This window comes from Endozoicomonas sp. ONNA1, from assembly GCF_024606325.1.
Classification (GTDB): domain Bacteria; phylum Pseudomonadota; class Gammaproteobacteria; order Pseudomonadales; family Endozoicomonadaceae; genus Endozoicomonas_A.
In genome coordinates this window covers 1-1,115 of the sequence record NZ_JAHHPN010000324.1, presented here as the reverse complement: position 1 = coordinate 1,115, position 1,115 = coordinate 1, and the positions used below count along the sequence as shown (strand labels likewise).

General features: G+C 46.5%; 1 protein-coding gene. It reads right to left on the bottom strand.

What is annotated here, in order from left to right; translation table 11 throughout:
• Positions 1 to 171: 171 nt before the first annotated feature.
• Positions 172 to 993 carry a hypothetical protein gene (locus KDK19_RS07480; RefSeq protein ID WP_257275667.1) on the bottom strand — a complete coding sequence of 274 codons (822 nt, stop codon included), beginning with the start codon at positions 991 to 993 and terminating at the stop codon, positions 172 to 174.
• Positions 994 to 1,115 lie beyond the last annotated feature (122 nt).

Sequence of the window (1,115 nt, the reverse complement as noted above, 5' to 3'; positions counted from 1 at the left end):
TTCAGGGGATTTCTGCAGCACCAGCATTGAGATGCAGAGCAGTGCCCTGGGAGTGACAGAGCATTAACTGAACCATAAGGCTTCAATATCACCAGGCTGCTCTACCGGGTGCCCTGCTCGAGCGGGGAGCGGTATAGCCCTGCCTGATATTTAAGTAGATTTGGAACAGGCTTAATCGGACAATGGTGGTAATTCAGCGGAAGTCGCCATGGAACATTCATGTTTGCGTTTCATGTAGAGCTGTGCAGTTTTGTCCCAGATGACGTCTCCAAAGATACTTTTGTCAAGGCTGTCGTCTACCTGACATTTTATGGAATAGGCTTCAGAAGGTTTGGCAGTCCCCCATGGAATTTTGTAATAGCCACCATTAGCGCTTCTTGTCCATAAATTCTCTATTAGCGATGTATCATCACTCTCTGTTGATTCGCCCAAGGTGGCTGAAAATAAAAGATCCTCCTCTGAACGGAGAGAAAAAGTGTCGTTCCCGTTTACTTTTTTGGTTGTCATTGAGCCATAAGATGTATTGTATTTGTCAAAATATTCGAGAACATATTTCATTGTCAATGAATCAGTATGTGCTTTGATTGCCAGATATGAGCCTTTGCTGAGTTCCAGCATCCAGATAGCCTCGGTGTAAGGAAAATGAAAGAAGTAATGCAATGGAATCTTAAAGGCGCTGTCTATGTTAATAGTGACCACCAGCATAGCGCAGCGTACACGGTCCGCTGAGTCTGTCGGCGAGACGAATTGAAAAGCCTCGCCGGCCAGCTCAATGGCCTTGTCGCGGGGAACGGAGCCTTTTATAAAGAAACCCACATATTCACTGCCCACAAAAGAATACCCAGGTTTCGGTTCAGCTTTCTCTTCTGATGCCGGAGGGTCGCTTGACGGGTTACATTCAGTCGCTGCACCCGGGTCTTTGTGACCCGAACATTCATCAGCGCTGGAGCCACTAAGCTGCATGAGCAGAGAGACAAAAGCTAGTGCCAACAACTTGAGGAGCTGATAAAAATGATAAAAACTCAAACGAAACATAGCGACATCACCAAAGTAAAACTGCGAAGCGACCTGAAGTCATCAATCTGTGCAAATTGCGCTGTCGGCCCGTGGCTTTA